General features: G+C 72.4%; 14 protein-coding genes. 3 read left to right on the top strand and 11 right to left on the bottom strand.

Annotation, left to right across the window (positions count from 1 at the left end; genetic code table 11):
• Positions 1 to 74: 74 nt before the first annotated feature.
• On the bottom strand, positions 75 to 542 hold the full coding sequence (locus ACSURM_RS01225; RefSeq protein WP_436952558.1) for an SsgA family sporulation/cell division regulator: 468 nt from the start codon (positions 540 to 542) through the stop codon (positions 75 to 77).
• 315 nt (positions 543 to 857) lie between these two features.
• Here ACSURM_RS01225 and ACSURM_RS01220 point away from each other — a divergent pair, with 315 nt between their 5' ends.
• Positions 858 to 1,667: an alpha/beta hydrolase gene (locus ACSURM_RS01220; protein ID WP_436952556.1), complete on the top strand. Its 810-nt coding sequence runs from the start codon at positions 858 to 860 to the stop codon at positions 1,665 to 1,667.
• 56 nt (positions 1,668 to 1,723) lie between these two features.
• On the opposite strand, the gene ACSURM_RS01215 is transcribed toward ACSURM_RS01220, so the two are convergent.
• The 7 genes from ACSURM_RS01215 to ACSURM_RS01185 form a co-directional block, all read right to left on the bottom strand.
• A complete protein-coding gene (locus ACSURM_RS01215) occupies positions 1,724 to 4,498 on the bottom strand; it encodes an AAA family ATPase (RefSeq protein WP_436952554.1) in 2,775 nt (924 codons plus the stop codon).
• A 262-nt stretch (positions 4,499 to 4,760) separates the two neighbouring features.
• The gene (locus ACSURM_RS01210; protein ID WP_436960872.1) at positions 4,761 to 5,249 is read right to left on the bottom strand and encodes a TetR/AcrR family transcriptional regulator; all 489 of its coding nucleotides are present in this window, start codon (positions 5,247 to 5,249) and stop codon (positions 4,761 to 4,763) included.
• Between the two features lie 93 nt (positions 5,250 to 5,342).
• A complete protein-coding gene (locus ACSURM_RS01205; RefSeq protein WP_436952552.1) occupies positions 5,343 to 5,789 on the bottom strand; it encodes an SRPBCC family protein in 447 nt (148 codons plus the stop codon).
• Positions 5,790 to 5,949: 160 nt separating this feature from the next.
• The gene (locus tag ACSURM_RS01200) at positions 5,950 to 8,754 is read right to left on the bottom strand and encodes a helix-turn-helix transcriptional regulator (RefSeq protein WP_436952551.1); all 2,805 of its coding nucleotides are present in this window, start codon (positions 8,752 to 8,754) and stop codon (positions 5,950 to 5,952) included.
• 253 nt (positions 8,755 to 9,007) lie between these two features.
• Positions 9,008 to 9,904 carry a helix-turn-helix domain-containing protein gene (locus ACSURM_RS01195; RefSeq protein WP_436952549.1) on the bottom strand — a complete coding sequence of 299 codons (897 nt, stop codon included), beginning with the start codon at positions 9,902 to 9,904 and terminating at the stop codon, positions 9,008 to 9,010.
• A 236-nt stretch (positions 9,905 to 10,140) separates the two neighbouring features.
• Positions 10,141 to 10,998 (bottom strand): alpha/beta fold hydrolase, encoded by an 858-nt coding sequence (locus ACSURM_RS01190; protein WP_436952548.1) that lies wholly within the window; start codon positions 10,996 to 10,998, stop codon positions 10,141 to 10,143.
• Between the two features lie 196 nt (positions 10,999 to 11,194).
• On the bottom strand, positions 11,195 to 12,262 hold the full coding sequence (locus ACSURM_RS01185) for an alpha/beta fold hydrolase (RefSeq protein WP_436952546.1): 1,068 nt from the start codon (positions 12,260 to 12,262) through the stop codon (positions 11,195 to 11,197).
• A 274-nt stretch (positions 12,263 to 12,536) separates the two neighbouring features.
• Here ACSURM_RS01185 and ACSURM_RS01180 point away from each other — a divergent pair, with 274 nt between their 5' ends.
• Positions 12,537 to 13,979, top strand: coding sequence for an aldehyde dehydrogenase (locus tag ACSURM_RS01180; protein WP_436952544.1), 1,443 nt, complete (start codon positions 12,537 to 12,539; stop codon positions 13,977 to 13,979).
• A gap of 81 nt (positions 13,980 to 14,060) precedes the next feature.
• Here ACSURM_RS01180 and ACSURM_RS01175 read toward each other — a convergent pair whose 3' ends face one another.
• Positions 14,061 to 14,417: a hypothetical protein gene (locus ACSURM_RS01175; protein ID WP_436952542.1), complete on the bottom strand. Its 357-nt coding sequence runs from the start codon at positions 14,415 to 14,417 to the stop codon at positions 14,061 to 14,063.
• Between the two features lie 259 nt (positions 14,418 to 14,676).
• On the opposite strand from ACSURM_RS01175, the gene ACSURM_RS01170 reads away from it, so the two are divergent.
• Positions 14,677 to 14,874: a hypothetical protein gene (locus ACSURM_RS01170; RefSeq protein ID WP_436960870.1), complete on the top strand. Its 198-nt coding sequence runs from the start codon at positions 14,677 to 14,679 to the stop codon at positions 14,872 to 14,874.
• Between the two features lie 66 nt (positions 14,875 to 14,940).
• Here ACSURM_RS01170 and ACSURM_RS01165 read toward each other — a convergent pair whose 3' ends face one another.
• Positions 14,941 to 15,585 carry an NADPH-dependent F420 reductase gene (locus ACSURM_RS01165; RefSeq protein ID WP_436952540.1) on the bottom strand — a complete coding sequence of 215 codons (645 nt, stop codon included), beginning with the start codon at positions 15,583 to 15,585 and terminating at the stop codon, positions 14,941 to 14,943.
• 53 nt (positions 15,586 to 15,638) lie between these two features.
• Positions 15,639 to 16,451: an inositol monophosphatase family protein gene (locus tag ACSURM_RS01160; protein WP_436952538.1), complete on the bottom strand. Its 813-nt coding sequence runs from the start codon at positions 16,449 to 16,451 to the stop codon at positions 15,639 to 15,641.
• Positions 16,452 to 16,561 lie beyond the last annotated feature (110 nt).

The following is a 16,561-nucleotide window of genomic DNA, read 5'->3' as shown; positions in this document are numbered from 1 at the left end:
ACATCATGGCAATCCTTTGCGTCACCCGTCAAGGCGGTGACGCGTCGAGCGGTTCTCGGGGCCTCCACCGGTGCTCATTCCGGGCAAGTCGGGCCGTGCAGCAGGTCCGTGGCGGTGGCGTCCCAGTCGACCCCGGCGAGCTCCTGACCCGCCGGTACGAGTGCGTAGGTGTGCTCCAGCCACGCCGCCAGCGGCGGTACGGGCAGTTCGAACAGCGCCGCCATGTCCCCCGAGGCCAGTTGGAGCCGCGCCGTGGCCCCGCCCTCCAGGCTCGACGGCCACATCTGGACGTCGCCGAGGCCGCTCATCGTGTACAGCCCCTGCCGCAGGAGGTCCCGCCCGATCCGCCACAGGACCCGCGGGCCGTCCTCGACGCGGAGCTCCACCGAGACGGTCAGGGGCAGTGCCGGGTCGTACCGGAACTCGGCCCTGACCGCCTGCCGGGCCGAGACGCCCAGCACGCGCTTGATGTCCAAGGACAGCCGCCGACGACCGTGCGGTGCTGTCCGGCGGTCCTGTACACCTGGCTGGTTGCCGCTCATGACGGGTGGATCCTCCCCTGCTGCGGAAGCTGGCCCGGCCCACTCTCGTCCGCGTGGGATCCCCGTGCATAAGTAACTTGACCGTCGAACACGACCTGCCGTGTCGGTCCTCGCCCTGACCGGAGTCCGCCGGGGCGGGCCGCCGTCCGCTTCGGCACGCCATCTCCGGGGCCCCTGGGGCCGGTTCGGGCCGCGCGCGCCGGGGGCCGCCGACATTAAGTCATTCGACTGTCGTCCCCGGCCCCTGCCTGAACGATGCTGGGACAGCCGCCGGTGCCCCGGTGCCAATGGTCGTCGTGCTCGGAGGAGCCAGTCGTGAAACGTACTCCCGTCGTCTTCATCCACGGCGTGTGGCTGCACGCGCGCTGCTGGGAGTCGTGGGTCGCGCGCTTCACCGGCATGGGCTTCCTCGCCCTCGCGCCCGGCTGGCCGGGGGAGGCCCCGACCGCCCCGGACGTGCGCGCGTCACCGGAGCCGCTCGGTCGTGTCGGGCTGGACGCGCTGATCGAGCACTACGCCGGAATCGTGCGGTCGTTCGATGTCGCGCCGGTGATCGTCGGACACTCGGTCGGCGGGCTCATCGCGCAGCACCTCGTCGCCGCCGATGTCGGCCGTGCCGCCGTCGCCATCGCCCCCGCCCCGATCAACGACGTCCCGCTGCCCGCGTCGCCCGGCCGACTGCCGCCGCCCGGCCGGTGCGGCCCCGCCGAGGAGGAGTTGGTGACCCTGTCCAGGGAACAGTTCCACCAGGTCTTCGCCGGCACACTCGAAGCGGAGGAGTCCGGCCGGCTCTACGACCGCTACGCCGTCCCGGCACCGCGCCGTCTGCTCGCCGACCTCGGGTGCGCGGGCGTTCCCCGCAGCCCGCGCGCCGTGGCGGACGTCGGGAACGCGGCACGCGGCCCGCTCCTGCTGATCTCCGGACAGGAGGACAGACTCGTACCGGACGAGGCCACGCGCGCGGTGTACAAGCAGTACGGCGACACCACCGCCGTCACCGACCTGAAGCAGTTCCCGGACCGGGGCCACTCCCTGGTCGTCGACAGCGGATGGCGCTTCGTCGCCGACTACGTGCTCGGCTGGCTGGACGAGCACGGCATCCGGGCCCACGCCCCGCAGGGCTGACACACCGCGGCCCGCGCGCGGAACCCCGGGACGCCGGGCACCGCCGCCTGCCGCTGTCAGGCGTCCTGGCCGTTGGGCAGCTTGCCCAGGGCGTCGCGCAGTGCGGCACGCGAGGTGATGCCCAGCTTGGGGAACACCCGGTACAGGTGTGAGCTGACCGTGCGCGGCGACAGGTGCATACGCGCGCCGATCTCCTTGTTGGTCAGACCGCCGGCGGCGAGGCCCGCTATCCGGCGCTCCTGCCAGGTCAGCGTCGCCAGGTGTGCCGAGGAGGCGAGCGGGGGCGCTCCGGCGGCCCGCAGTTCGGCACGGCTGCGTTCGGCCCAGGCGGGCGCACCGAGGCGTTCGAAGGTCTCGGTGGCGAGGGTGAGGGGGAGACGGGCGGCTTTGCGGCCGTGGGCGTGGCGCAGGTGGATGCCGTGGGCGAGGCGGATCCGGGCGAGTTCGTAGGGGAAGGAGGCGGCGGCGGGGTGGGTTTCGGCCCGGTGGTAGTGGTGGTCGGCTTCCGCGGGATCGGTGGCGGTCATCGCGAGGGCGCCGTGGGTGACGACGGCGAGGCGGGGGGAGATGTCGGGGAGCCGGGCCTGCCGGGCGGCGAGGGCATGGGTGCGGGCTTCTTCGTGGCGGCCGGTGTGCAGGGCCGCTTCGACGAGGTCGAGGAGGGTGCGGGGGGCTTGATGGGCGTAGGGGGTGAAGGTGCCGGGGGACGTGATGCCGATGGCGTGGAGGTAGGCGGCTTCGTAGTCGCCTTCGGTGAGGGCGGTGGCTGCGCCGGTGGCGTCGGCGATCTGGGTGAGGAAGCCGACGCCGCGCGGCCGGGCCCAGGCGTCGACGGTCGCCTGGAGCATGCGGGCGCGGTCGCTCTGGCCGCGCATCGCGGCCAGCAGGCCGAGATATGCCCGGGCGTGGTGCGCGAACAGCATGTGGCGATGGGACGTCGCCAGGTCCAGGCACCGCTGCCCGGTCCGCTCGGCCTCGTCCCACTCGCCGACCGCCATCTGGTCCAGCATGATCTGGTGCAGCATCGTCATGCTGGTCGCCATGGCTCCCGTCCCGGACTCACGGTCCAACGCGCGCTCCAGCAGGGGCCGGTACTGGCCGAGGACGTCCACGTGATAGGCGGCGACGCCCAGCCGCGTGATGTCCCACGGCTCGGGATCGCGCAGGGCGGCGAAGGCGTTCTCCACCCGCTCGCGCACACCGGAGCCGCGCCGCACCACATCCCCCCAGGCATCCTCGTAGATACGGGAATGGGCGGGCACCAGATCGCCCAGGCCGTCGAGCAGCGCGTGCGTCCGCTCCCACGCCGTCTCGTCGCTCGCGTACTGGTCGATGGCCAGCAACAGGTTGATCAGTCGCGTGAGCGTGAGCACCTCGGGCGAGTCCTTGACCCCGCTGTCCCGCAGGTTCTCGATCGCCGCGACGACATGGCGCCGCGAGGACCGTACGTCCCCGTCCTCGTACAGCGCCGCGTAGGCGGCCGCGACCACCGAGGCGGGGGAGTGGCCGTCGCCGGGGGCGGGGCCCGAGCCGACCAGCTGCCGGGCCTGGCCGAGCAGGCCGGCGTGCCCGGCGACGAACGCCGCGTCCCCCAGCCGCCTGGACCGCTCCTCCGGCCGCTCGCTCAGCTCCGCCGCCCGGGTCAGCCACGACACGGCGACCATGGCGCCGCCGCGCCGGGTCACCGACTCGGCCGCCGCCTCCAGCGCCGCCGCGACCTCCTCGTCCGGGTCGACCGTCGCGGCCGCCAGGTGCGTGGCACGCCGTTCCACGTCTTCACGGTGCACCTGGGCGAGGGCCGCGTGCGCCGTGCGCCGCTCGTTGGGGGTCGCCAGCTGGACGACGGTCGAGCGCACCAAGGGGTGCCGGAAGACGAAGTCGCCGCTGAGCGGATCGACGTCCAGCAGGCCGCCGGCCGCGGCCTCGTCCGCGTTCAGCATGCGGTAGCGCGTGCCACGCGGGTGCCGGGCCGCCGTGCCCGCTCCGACGCCGTCCAGGGCGCCGCGCAGCAGCTCCGTGCGCACGGCGTCGCCCAGCGCCCTGATGCGGTCGCCGTACACCTGCTGGAGGCGCTGGGGCAGGGGGAGGCCCGTGTAGCCGGACAGGGCCTGGCGGTTGTCCGCCGGAAGGCCGCTGCGCAGCACATGGGGCGGCAGTTCCAGCAGGGCCAGCGCGTTGCCCTGGGCCTCGTCGAGCACCAGACGCCGGACCACGGGGTCCAGCCCCGGATGGCGCAGGTCCAGGAGCTGCTCGGACGCCTTCTCCGACAACGTGGTCACCGCGAGTCGGGGCAGCGCGGCCGTGTCGAAACCGGAGGGCACGTCGGAGCGCAGGCCGACGAGGAGCTTCACCGAGCTGCCGGTGAGCCGTCGTCCCACGAAACCGCACACCTCGATGCTGGCGGTGTCGAGCCACTGGCCGTCGTCGAGCACCAGCAGGACGGGTTGCTGCGACGCGGCGAGCGAGAGCACGTCGAGGACGGCGATGCCGAGGGTCATGACCGAGGGAGGTGAGCCCTCGCCGCGGCCGAAGACGACGTCGAACGCCTCCCGGTGGCCGTCGTCCAGCCGGTCGATGTGCGGGAGCAGCGGGTAGAGGAACTGGTGCAGGCCGGCGAAGGGCAGCTGTGACTCGGCCTCCACACCGGCCGCCCGGACGACTCGGTGCCGCTCGCCCGCGGCGAGGGCGGCGGCGTGTTCCAGCAGGGCGCTCTTGCCCACGCCCGTGTCGCCGCGCAGGACGAGGGCCCGGCCCTCGGCGGCTGTCACGAACTCGGACAGCACCTCCTGTTCGCGCTCACGGCCGACGATCGTCCCGGCGATCGATTCCATCGTCCCCCACTTCCTTCCCCGCTGGACGGGACCGGCTCACACGTCACGGTCGCCGCCCACCCCCGCCATGTGCCGGCCTCACGCGAAAGACTAGAGGTCTTCAGGGTATTCCGATACCGGGTATGGCCGGACACGTGTGACCCGGTCCTGGCCGGATGTCGTCGGCGGGACACACCGGCCCGGCGTGGCGACTTGAACACGTGTGAGCCGGTGTCGGGTGTGCGTCCGCGCCGCCCCGGACCGCTGAGGGCCCGTCGCCCTGTCAGGAGGCGCCGAGGCCGTGCAGCAGCGTGTCGACGACGACGTCCGCCGCCCGGCCGGGGCTCAGTTCGGGCCGCTGCCGGGACACCAGGTGCATGAGGTTCGGCAGGAGTGCGCTCGCCCACCCCTCCGGCAGCCCGGGCCGCAGAAGCCCCTCGTCGGTGGCCCGTTCGAGGAAGGCGTCCACCTCGCGGACGGCCGCGTCACGGCGTGCCCGCACGCGCTCGTCGGCGAGCATGCGGGCGAGGTCCACGGGCCAGGTGCGGTTGACGGCGATGATGTTCTCGACGTAGCGGTGCAGCGCGACGGCCACGGGTGCCTCCCGCAGCCGGGCGTCCTCGATGGCCTGCTCGATGGCCGTCAGCCGGGCTTCGTAGATGGCGGCGAGGAGGTCCTCGCGGGAGGCGAAGCGGCGGTAGACGGTGCGCCGGTCCACACCGGCCTCGGCGGCGATGCTCGCGATGCTCGCGCCCGGGTCGGCGGCGAGCACGCGCGCGCCGGTGGTCAGGACGGCTTCCAGGTTGCGTGCTGCGTCGGCTCTCACGGAACCGAGTCTAACCGTGGAATGTGGAGCCTGAGGCATTTAATGCCTCAAACACGCGAAAGCTAGTGCACTAACAGTGACATTGATGTGGCAATTCTTGGCCTTCGCGGCAGGGCCGCGGATCACGTTCGCGACCACCGCGTGAGTGCCGTCTTCGACGGCGGTGAGCAGCCAGGCCTGGTACACCTGCACGCCCGCGCCCACCCCCGACCAGCCGAGCCGACGGGGTGTCACCTGCTCTCCCAGAAAGACCTCGAACCGCTGCCCGTGGAACAGCACCTCGTACGTCCTGGCGAGCGGACCGGCCCGCGCCTCGGTGATGCCCGGAACCCACTCCGGCCACCCCGGTACGTCGGCCAGCAGGGCGAAGGCCGTGGCGGGCGGGGCGTGCACGACGACCTCGGCCTGGCAGAAACCGTGGGCCTGCGCGGGTGAGAAACCCGACGGCCAGTGGAAGTCCGGATGGCTGTCCGAGGCGTCGGGCATCCGGTCCTCCTTTCGCGTCGCCGTCGGCGGCTCCGGGGACGGCCACCGCGGGAGAAGGCTCCAGAGCCGCTCCGGCGTCCACTGTGCGCGGGGCCCACGGACCCGGCATACGTCAAATGACTGAGCGGACGCCCGAGTCGTCGGCGCCTCCCACCCCTCGTCACTCCTCCCGGTCGAGGCCCAGCTCGGAGAGCGCGTCCCGCAGCGCGGCACGGGAACTGATGCCCAGTTTGGGATAGATCTGGTAGAGGTGCGTGCCGATGGTCCGGTGGGACAGGAACAGCCGCTCCGCGATCTGCTTGTTGGTCAGCCCCGTCGCCGCCAGCGTGGCGATCTGGAGCTCCTGGGCGGTCAGGGTCACGGGCCCAGGCCGCACGGAGGCCCGCGCGGACAGGCCGCTCGCCCGCAGTTCGGCCGCCGCACGCGTCACCCAGGGCTTGGCGCCCAGCCGCTGGAACGCCTCCATGGCCTGGGTCAGCTGCTCCCTGGCCTCCGTGGTGGCACGCAGCCGCCGCAGCCGTTCGCCGTGGAAGAGACGGACCCGGGCGGCGTCGAACGGCCAGCGTTCCGGCCCCGGCAGGGCCAGTGCCCGCTCGAACAGGGCGACGGACTCCTCGCCGGGAGTCGTCAGCGCCTCACAGGCCACGACCAGCAGTTCCAGGCGGGGCGACAGCTCGGCCATCGCGGACGCGCGCATCGCCGCCGCGTGGGCGGCCGCCTCCCGCTCCCGTCCGGTCCGCAGAGCCGCCTCGACCAGGTCCATGGTGCCCCACATGGCGATCGGCACGTACGGGGCCACGGTCCCGGGCGGGCTGAGCGCGCGGGCGTGCCGGTAGGCGGTCTCGAAGTCACCGTCGCCGACAGCGGCCAGCGCCCTGGCGTGGCAGGCGAAGAACCGCGCGCCGAGGACCCCGCGGGGCGTGGCCCACCGGACGATCTCCTCGGTCAGCGCGGCGGCGGTCTCCGCGTCGCCCCGTACCGCGGCCACGGCCGCCCGCACGTACTGGAAGTACCACGCGAAGAACCGGTAGTCGTGGTCCGTGCACAGGGCGAGCCCCTCGGCGGCCAGCTCCGCGGCCTCGTCCCAGCGACCCAGGTGGAAGTAGTCCAGGCCCAGGTGCATCAGCGCGCCCAGGTGCCGGCGCACCGGCGAGGTGCCGGCACGGCCCTGCTCCACCAGCCGGCGGGTGGCGAACCGGAAGTCCCCGAGCCGGTCGGCGAAGACCGAGGCGGTGCCGACACGGATCACCCGGGTGGGATCGTCCCCGACGGTGGCGATCAGCTCCTCCAGCCGGGGCAGCGCGGAGGGACCCGTGCGCGCCGGGTCGGCGAAGGTCCGCACGATGACCCACAGCAGCTCCGGCGGTGCGGGGGTGAGCCGGTCCACGAACGTCAGCAGCGGCTGCCACAGCGCGGGCTCACCGCCGTACCAGCACAGCAGCACCATCAGGTGCAGGGCCTCGACGAGGGCCTCGTCGGAGGCGTCGTAGCCGTGGTCACCGGACTCGATCGCCCCGACCAGCAGCCGGTAGGCGGTGTCGATGTCGCCGTCCCGGTTGATCAGCAGGAACACGGACGCGGCCGCCGCGTGCAGCGACTGCCGCCCGGTACCGGGGTGGGCCAGCCGGGCCCCCGCCAGCAGACGCGAGGCGTCCTCCAGTTCACCGCTGGAGTCCACGCCCACGTACGCCGCCTCGGCCAGCCGTCGGCTCTCGTCCGCCGCCGTGGGGCTGAGCCCGGCGGCCCGGGTCAGCGCCGTCACCGCGCCGAGCGCGTCGCCGCGGCGAAGCCGGCGCCGCGCCGCCTCCTCCAGCAGGGCCGCGACCGTCGCGTCCGGGCCCCGGGCCGCCTCTCCCAGATGCCAGGCGCGCCGCTCCAGCTCGTCGCCGAGCGCATCGCCGAGCGCGTCGGCGAGCGCCTGATGCGTCCTTCTGCGTTCGGAGGCGGTGGCCATCTCGACCACCGCGGAGCCGATCAGCGGGTGCCGGAAGGACAGCCGCCGGTTGTCCGCCGAGACCGTCACCAGCCGGCCGCGTTCGGCGGGGGCCAGATCGTCGAGGGCGGCCCGGCCGGCCGCGGCCGCCTCGATCGTGGCCAGGTCACCGGTGCCGTCGAGGGCGGCGATCAGCAACAACTCCCGGCTGCGCTCGGGCAGCCCGGCCACGCGCGAGGCGAACATGGCCTGCAGGCGCTCGGTCAGGGGCAGCACGGTGGGCACCGCGGCAAGGGTCGCGCGCTGCTCGGCGGAGAGCGCCACGGGCAGCTCCACCAGCGCCAGCGGGTTGCCGCGTGCCTCGGCGGCGATCCGGCGCCTGACCGCGGGGGAGACATCGGGGTGGGCCAGAGCGAGCAGCTCGGCCGACGCCGCGTCATCGAGCGGTGCCAGCCGGTGCTCGGTCAGGCCGCTGGACTCGAAGAAGCTGTCGGAGCCCGCGCGGGAGGCCGCGAGGAAGCCGATACGGCTGCCGACGAGCCGCCGCGCCACGAAACCGAGCACGGCGTTGGTCGCCCGGTCCAGCCACGGCAGGTCGTCCACGACGAGCAGCAGCGGTGTGTCGGCGGCTATCAGCCGGAGCAGCAGCAGGACCGCGGTGGAGGTCAGCAGGCGGTCGGGAGGCGGCCCGCCGCCGATGCCGACGGCGACCCGCAGGGCGTCGCGGTGCGGGTTGTCCAGGATGTCGAGTTCGTCGAAGAGCGGCACGAGGAGCTGGTTGAGCCCCGCGTAGCCGATGTCCGCCTCGAACTGCACACCCGCCGCGCGCAGGACCCGGACGCCCTGGTGCGCGGCGCCGGCCGCCACCGCGTCGAGGACCGCGCTCTTGCCCACCCCGGCCTCGCCCGACAACAGCAGGGCCGCACCGTGGACCTCGGTGTTGCCGAAGAAGGAGTGGATGAACGACAGGTCCGCGTCGCGTCCGACCAGCCGTGGCGTGGCCGGGCGGACGGTCGAGTCCGGGTCAGTCATCGGGTTGCCTCCAACGGCCCGCGCATGGAGGCCCGGTTCCTTGCGCCGGCCTTGCTGTTCCCGCATCCAGGATCCGCGCGTCCCCATACGGTCACCGCAGTCTAGAGGACGCCGGGAGCAGCACCCCGGCCGAACGCCGGCCCGGTCCGGTACGCGTACGAAGGGGAGTTCGTACGCGCCGCGCCGGACCGTGGGGGACGACGTCCGGTTCGGCGCACAGGGCCGTTGGCCACCCCTTGGCCGGCGCCCGCGTTCACTGCCGGGGGAGGTGCCCGGGCTGCCGAGGAGTCCCGCCCTTCGCCGTGTTCCGGGCGGGCGGCCGCGCGGTCCAGGAGCCGAGGATGCGCAGGGCGTCGTGGGAGGGGGTGCCCGGCTCGGCGGTCAGGACCATCAGGCGTTGTCCCGAGCCGTCGGGGCCGGCCCAGGTGTCGCAGTCGAGGGTGAGGTCGCCGACGAGGGGGTGGCGGTACCGCTTGGTGCCGTAGGTGGCCGTGACGACGCGGTGTTCCGCCCACCACGTGCCGAAGTCGGGGTCCCGGCTGATCAGTTCGCCGACGAGGCGGGCCAGGTGAGGATCGTCCGGGTCGGCCGCGGCCTCCATGCGCAGGGCGGCGAGGGCGTCGCGGGCGTCGTGTTCCCAGTCCCGGTGCATGCCGCGGACGGCCGGGTCGGTGAACAGCAGGTCCACGTAGTTGCGGCGGTCGGGCGGGAGGGTGGAGAAGTCCGTGTAGAGAGCGACCGCTGCCTGGTTCCAGGCAAGGATGTCCAGGCGCTCGCCGAGTACCAGGGCAGGGGTATGGGTGAGTTGGTCGAGCAGACGGCGCATGGCGGGCCGCGGACGCTCGGCGGGCCGTCGGCGGCGTGGGCGGTCGTCGCCGCGGCCGGCGAGCTCGTACAGGTAGCTCTGCTGGTCCTCGTCGAGACGGAGGGCGCGGGTGAGGGTGGCGAGGACGGGGGCGGACGCGCGGACGCGGCCCTGTTCGAGGCGGGTGTAGTAGTCCACGCTGATCGCGGCGAGCCGGGCGACCTCCTCGCGGCGCAGCCCGGCGACCCTGCGGCCGGATCCGGTATCGGGCAGGCCGCACTCCCGCGGCGTCAACTGCGCCCGGCGCGCTCTGAGGAAGGCACCCAGGCGGGCATGGGGGTTCATGTCATTCACCGTCACATGTCAGTCGGTCGGACACGACGAGGCCGGGAACGGGCACCGTCTCCGGCTTTCCGCCCCGGCGCGCTTTCCGCCCCGGCGCGCGACCGTGCCCAGTACGGCGCTCGGAGGCGGCACCGGACGGCACCGGGCTGCGGGAACCCGTTCGCTCAGTACCGCGCTCGGGGTGGCACTGCGCTGTGGGAACCCGTCCGGGCCCGGTCCGGCGGAGCCGGGGAGGGTCAGCGCACCGTGGCGCGGGCGGCCCGCTCGATGACGTCCGCGACAAGGTGGGGGCGGGAGACGGCGACGGAGTGCGAGGCGGCCACCTCGGTGACGTGGGCGTGGGCGCGCGCGGCCATGAAGCGCTGGGCGGCGGCCGGGATGTTGAGGTCCTCGGTGGTGATGATGTCCCAGGTGGGCTTGGTCTTCCAGGCGGCTGCGGTGGCCTTCTCCGCCAGGGCGGCCTGGGCGATCGGGCGCTGCTCGGCGGCCATGAGGGCGGCCTGCCCGCTGGGCACGTCGGCCGCGAACTGGCGGCGGAACGCGGACTGCCGGATGTACAGGTCGGTGGCGCTGGTGCCGTCGGCCTGCCGGTAGGTGACCGGGTCCAGGGCGTCGGAGAGCGTGGAGCCGGGGAACTTGCCGGTGAGCTCCAGCGCGGTCTCCCCGGGGGCCGGGAGGAAAGCGGCGACGTAGACCAGCGCCTTGACGTCGGGGTCGCCGACGGCGGCCTCGCTGATGACGTTGCCGCCGTAGGAGTGGCCGACGAGGACCTTGGGGCCCTTGATGTGATCGAGGACCGTACGCAGGGCGGCGGCGTCGGAGGCCGGGCCGCGCAGCGGGTTGGCGGCGGCGACGACGGGGTAGCCGTCGGCGCGCAGGTCGGCGATGACACCGTTCCAACTGGAGCCGTCGGCGAAGGCGCCGTGTTCCAGGACGACGGTCGGCTTGACGCGCGGTCCGCCGGCGGCGGCCTCGGGGCCGGTCGCCCCGTCGGCGGTCCCGCTCAGGGCGAACGCGCCGAGCGCGAGTCCCGCCGTGAGCGTCGGGACAGCACCCGTCACCACTCGCTTGCGCCCACCCTTGATGCTCACCACGACATACCTCTTTCACATGTTTCGGAAGTGGGCGGACCGGCTTCGCCGGATCATCACCGCCCTGAATGGTGACGAATGTGTCAGATCTAATCGTCACCAGTCGCGCTGGTGACGAATGGATGGAGATTCGCTGCTCGGGGCTGCGGTCTCGGTGATCCACCCGCAGCGCACCGCCGGCTTCGCAGCGGGTCGCGTGTCAGAGGTGGGCGGCGTCGACGACCGCCTGGGCGAAGACGGTGGGCGCCTCCTGCGGCAGGTTGTGGCCGACGTCCGCGAGGGTGCGGTGCTCGTAGGGGCCGGTGAAGTGGCCGCGGTAGGCGGAGCCGTCCCCGGGCGGGGTGAAGGGGTCCAGGGCCGGGTCCAGGGTGATGGTGGGGACGCCGATGGGGGGCTGGGCGGAGAGCCGCTGCTCGTAACGGTCGTAGCGGGGCTCGCCGTCGACGAGTCCGATGCGCCAGCGGTAGTTGAAGAGCACGATGGCGGCGTAGTCCGGGTTGAGGAAGGCCTGGGCGGTGCGCTGGTACGTGGCGTCGTCGAAGTCCCAGTTGGGGGAGACGAGGGTCCACACGTAGCGGCACAGGGCGAGGCGTTCGTCGGGATTCTCCATCGCCTTCTTGCCGCGCTCGGTGGCGAAGTACCACTGGTACCACCAGTTGCGCTCGACGGCGGGAGCGGCCGGCTTCAGCTGCGCCGTGCGGTCGGTGATGACGTAACCGCTGGTGGAGACAAGCGCCTTGACGCGGCCGGGCCACAGGGCGGCGATGATGTCGGCGGTGCGCGAGCCCCAGTCGAAGCCGGCCAGCACCGCTTCGTGGATCTTGAGCGCGTCCATCAGGGCGATGATGTCGAGGGCGATCGCGGACTGCTCGGCGGTGCGGGGCGTGCGGCTGGACAGAAAGCGCGTGGTGCCGTGGCCGCGCAGGTAGGGCACGATCACGCGGTAGCCCAGGCCGGCGAGGAGCGGGGCGACGTCGACGTAGCTGTGGATGTCGTAGGGCCAGCCGTGCAGGCAGATGACGACCGGGCCGTGGTGGGGCCCGAGCTCGGCGTAACCGACGTCCAGGACACCCGCCTTGACGTGCTTCAGCGTGGGGAAGGTGGTGTGGGTGCCGGGGGCGACGGCGGGCACGGTGGGAGCCGCCCCGCCTCCCGGCTGCCGCGCGGCGGTCGTGGCGGACGCCTGGCTCTGCGGGCCGGTCAGTGCCACGGTGGCCGCGCCGGTGCCCAGGCCGACGGCCTTGCTGAAAGTACGCCTGTCGATCATTCGGAACCCCTCCGTCGTGCGTGTCCGGTGACCTTCGCATGTGATTCGTCACCAGTCAAGTAGGTGACGCACTCCTGAGGGTATCCGCGCACGGGCTGGAGGCTTGTTTTATGTATGACGGCACCAGGCGACACGTGTGTCTTGCGACCGAGCCGTGCGCGAGCTTGTCTCCACTCGAATGAGTCGCTTACTCAAGTAAGTGCTACATTCAAGTGACATTTGGTGGGCGCGCCCGGCCACTCCGGACGCGCGCCGGACGGAAGAGGGGAAGCAGATGATCACCTACGACCGGCTGTACATCGGAGGTCGCTGGGTCGAGCCGAGCGACCCGCGGTTGCTCGACATCGTCTCGCCGCACGACCGGTCGGTGATCGCCCGCGCCGCCCAGGCGCGGCCGGCGGACATCGACCGCGCGGTCGCCGCCGCCCGGAAGTCCTTCGACGGGGGCGTGTGGCGGCTGACCCCGCCGGCCGAGCGGATCGCTGTCCTGCGCCGGTTCAACGCCCTGCGCGAGGAGAACGCGGAGGACATCGCGGAGCTGATCTCCAGGGAGAACGGCTCGGCCGGCTGGTTCACCCGTGCCGGGCAGACCGGCTTGACCCGTCAGGCCAACGCCTACCTGAAGGCGGCGGAGGGGTTCGCGTGGGAAGAGACGCTGGCCCCCTCCGATCCGGCCTCCCCGGTGCGCAGCGTGGTGCGCCGGGAGGCGATCGGCGTCGTGGCCGCGGTCATCCCGTGGAACTCGCCGTTCTCGTCGGCCACTTCGAAGATCATCCCCGCCCTGGTCACCGGGAACTCCGTGATCCTGAAGGTGTCTCCGGAGAACTCGCCGAGCATGGGCTTCCTGGCCGAGCTGATGGAGCGGGTGGGCCTGCCCGAGGGTGTGCTGAGTGTGCTGCCGGCGGATCGGGAGACCAGCGAGTACCTCGTGTCCCACAAGGACATCGACAAGATCGCCTTCACCGGTTCGACACGCGCCGGCCGTCGTATCGCCTCGATCGCGGGAGAGCGGTTGAAGCGGGTGAGCCTGGAGCTGGGCGGCAAGTCCGCGGCCATCATCCTGCCGGACGCGGACCTCGGGAAGGCGGTCGCGGGCCTGAAGTCCGGTTCCCTGCTCAACAACGGCGAGTCGTGCGTCGCGCAGACCCGCGTCCTGGCTCCCCGCAGCCGGTACGAAGAGGTGGTGACCGCGGTGAAGGAGCTGGTGGAATCGCTGAAGGTCGGTGACCCCGGCGACCCCGAGACCTTCATCGGCCCGATGATCCGCCCGGACCAGCAGGAGCGCGTGCGCGACTACATCCGGCTCGGCATCGAGGAAGGCGCCCGCCTGGTCACCGGCGGCCCGCACATCCCCGAGGGCCTGGAGAAGGGCAACTACGTCACGCCCACCGTCTTCGCCGATGTCGACAACTCCATGCGGATCGCGCGGGAGGAGATCTTCGGTCCGGTCCTGGTCGTCATCGCCTACGACGACGAGGACGACGCGGTGCGCATCGCCAACGACTCCGAGTACGGCCTCTCCGGCGGTGTCTGGTCCGCCGACGAGGAGCGCGCCCTGGCCGTGGCCCGCCGCCTGCGCACCGGCACCGTCACCGTCAACGGTGCCTCCCTCGCGTTCGACGGGCCGTTCGGCGGCTTCAAGGCCAGCGGAATCGGCCGCGAGTACGGCGCGGTCGGCATCGGCACCTACACCGAGTACAAGACCATCACCGTCTGATCCCCGGGAGCCGAACCGCCGACGGCGGCAGGTGGCCTGCCCACCTGCCGCCGTCGGGTGTGAACGGAACACACGTGTCTGTTACGCCGGGACCACCCGGTAGCTGAGCGCCGCCCACGGAAGGTTGGACTGTGCCAGCGAGCCGCTGCCCCAGGCGTAGCCGGTGCAGCCGGTCCCGGAGTAGATCACCACGGAGCTGGAGCCGGAGACGATCTGGATCGACCGGGACGGCTCCGACGGGGTGTGACACGTGCCGAAGTCGCCGAGGTCGACCGTCGTCACCGCGCCGGTCCCGTTGCTGCCCGCATACAGGTAACCGCCCTCCTGGAGCGGAGGCCAGCCGGCGGCCCCGGCCGCCCCGGCACCGAGGCCGATCAGGGCCGCGGCCATGGTGGCGGCGACGGCCGCGCTGCGGATTTTCGTCCTGCGGAGAAACATGTGACCCACCCTTTCGTCTGCGTGCCGCCGCGAACGCGCGTCGGCACCAGGGGTTCGGCATATGACCGCCGCAGATCATTGCACATTGAAGCATGTGTCGAGCAGGGCCAATCCGGCCACACCGGTGGAACGTGTCATCAGGGTGTGTGCCATGAAAGATGCGTCACCGGCTTGACTGGTGACGTAAAAGGGTTCAGGCTGGAGTCGTCCCCGGGGTGACAGGGGGCGCCTTCCACGATCGAGGAAGTGGACCATGGCCATGAACCAGGAACCCACCGTCGACGCGGCCGCCGAGGCGGCCCGGCACGCGCGCTACGGCAGGCTGCCCGAGCGCATCCGCTTCGAGGAGATGACCGAGGGGGTGGAGACCGGGCCGAGCGACGGGACGCGCGCCTCCTACGACCGGGAGGGCGCATGGAAGTACTACTCGTGCCTGGCCCTCGATCTGGGCCTCTAGTTCGGGAAACGGCACGCGCGCCGCAGTCGGCGTCCGTGTCGCCGCGCGGATCCCGCGGTCCGTGGGTCAGCGGGCGAGGGAGACGGCGAAGGGCTCGAAGCCGTGCCGGCGCAGGATGTGCGGCACGACCAGGATCATGGCCTCGGTCGCGCGGGCCGTGGTGATGCCGCCGAGATCCTCGATCCATTCGGGCCGCCAGCCCAGATCACCGAGCAGATCGGTGACGGTCTTCTTCGCGTGTTCGTCGTCGCCGGAGAGATAGGCGGTCGGCGGGGTGGCCAGGGTTTCCGGAGCGGTCATGACCATGAAGAGCATGGTGTTGAGAGTCTTGACCACATGTGTGCCGGGGAGCGCCGCCTGGAGTTTCTCGGCGAGGCTGCTGCCGGGAAAGCAGAGGTCGCCGGGCAGACCGTCATCGTCGTCGCGCGTGGCATTCGAGACGTCGACGAGGATCTTGCCGTCCAAGTCGGCGCGCAGGTGGGTGAGGCGGTCCAGGGAACTGTCGCCGGGCGTCGCGTTGATCACGATGTCCGCGGTGCGGGCAGTCGTGCGCTGGTCGGCGAAGCCGATCCGCGACGGGAGCCCGGCGGCGCGGGCGGCGGTGTCTTCGGGGTTCCGGCCACCGAGGGTGACGTGGTGTCCGGCCGCGGCGAGCTTGCCGGCGAGGTTGGTGCCGACGCGGCCGGTACCCAGGATGCCGATGCTGGTCATGTGGTGGTGCTCCTTGCGGTGTTGAAGGGTGGGAAGCAGCGAGAATTCCCCGGTCAGGCGGTCGTCGAGAGGATCTTGAGGGCGGCGCCGTGGATGCCGGGGGCGGCGGCCAGGAAGTCGCGGCTGCCGGTGTTCCAGGGCTCGCCCGTCAGGTCGGTGACGGTGCCTCCGGCCTCGGAGACCAGCAGGGCACCGGAGACCAGGCCGGAACGGACGTCGGAGAACTGCCAGAACGCGTCCATGCGTCCGGCGGCGACGTGGATGAGCTGCAGTGTGGCGGGCACGGACACACGCACGACCAGGCCGTTGCCGAGCATCGCGGTGACGGAGTCACCGATCCGCCGGAAAGTGCGCTCGCTCTCGCCGGGCTTGGCCTGGCCGGTGCCGATGAGCGCCGCGCCCAGGTCGGTCTTGGCGGACACCTTCAGGGGCCGGCCGTTGCAGCGGGCGCCGCCGTCGGCGACCGCGGTGTAGGTGTCGCCGGTCAGCGGCAGGTTGACGACGGTGAGCACCGGCCGGTTGTCGCGGACCAGGGTGGCGGTGACGGCCCAGTCCGCCATGCCGTGCACGTGGTTGATGTTGCCCTCCGCCGGGTCGACGACCCACCATTCCCCGGGCGGGAGCGCGCCGCCGGCCAACTCGTCCTCGGCCCACCGCGACCCTCGCCGGACCCGCAGCAGCGGTTCCCGCAGCACGTCCAGCACCGCGTCGTCGTTGGCGTGGATCTCGCCCACTATCTCGTCCAGACTCACGCCCCGGGCGTGCGAGGTGGCGCGGTCGCGCAGCGTGTCGCCGGCGGTCCGCACGGCGGCCGTCACGTCGGCCAGCAGTGTCGTACCGGCGCCGAAAGGCATGACTGTGCTCATGGCGGGCTCCTTGGGATCGGTCGAAGCGGGGCGGTCGTCCGCCCCCGCGCTTCGACGTTAGGCCGCCCGATCATTGACAACAAGTGCATGCTTGTCACTCGTAGAGTTAC

This window comes from Streptomyces sp. SudanB182_2057, from assembly GCF_964272715.1.
GTDB classification, from domain to species: domain Bacteria; phylum Actinomycetota; class Actinomycetes; order Streptomycetales; family Streptomycetaceae; genus Streptomyces; species Streptomyces rubradiris.
Note: the sequence above shows the minus strand (reverse complement) of the source record. Positions and strands in the feature narration are given on the sequence as shown.

What these genes read in the sequence shown, in the direction of transcription:
- ACSURM_RS01195 (WP_436952549.1), bottom strand. Translation starts at nt 9,904, where the DNA reads ATGAACCCCCATGCCCGCCTGGGTGCCTTCCTCAGAGCGCGCCGGGCG.
- ACSURM_RS01160 (WP_436952538.1), bottom strand. Translation starts at nt 16,451, where the DNA reads ATGAGCACAGTCATGCCTTTCGGCGCCGGTACGACACTGCTGGCCGAC.
- ACSURM_RS01200 (WP_436952551.1), bottom strand. Translation starts at nt 8,754, where the DNA reads ATGACTGACCCGGACTCGACCGTCCGCCCGGCCACGCCACGGCTGGTC.
- ACSURM_RS01170 (WP_436960870.1), top strand. Translation starts at nt 14,677, where the DNA reads ATGAACCAGGAACCCACCGTCGACGCGGCCGCCGAGGCGGCCCGGCAC.
- ACSURM_RS01175 (WP_436952542.1), bottom strand. Translation starts at nt 14,417, where the DNA reads ATGTTTCTCCGCAGGACGAAAATCCGCAGCGCGGCCGTCGCCGCCACC.
- ACSURM_RS01165 (WP_436952540.1), bottom strand. Translation starts at nt 15,585, where the DNA reads ATGACCAGCATCGGCATCCTGGGTACCGGCCGCGTCGGCACCAACCTC.
- ACSURM_RS01180 (WP_436952544.1), top strand. Translation starts at nt 12,537, where the DNA reads ATGATCACCTACGACCGGCTGTACATCGGAGGTCGCTGGGTCGAGCCG.
- ACSURM_RS01215 (WP_436952554.1), bottom strand. Translation starts at nt 4,498, where the DNA reads ATGGAATCGATCGCCGGGACGATCGTCGGCCGTGAGCGCGAACAGGAG.
- ACSURM_RS01185 (WP_436952546.1), bottom strand. Translation starts at nt 12,262, where the DNA reads ATGATCGACAGGCGTACTTTCAGCAAGGCCGTCGGCCTGGGCACCGGC.
- ACSURM_RS01225 (WP_436952558.1), bottom strand. Translation starts at nt 542, where the DNA reads ATGAGCGGCAACCAGCCAGGTGTACAGGACCGCCGGACAGCACCGCAC.
- ACSURM_RS01205 (WP_436952552.1), bottom strand. Translation starts at nt 5,789, where the DNA reads ATGCCCGACGCCTCGGACAGCCATCCGGACTTCCACTGGCCGTCGGGT.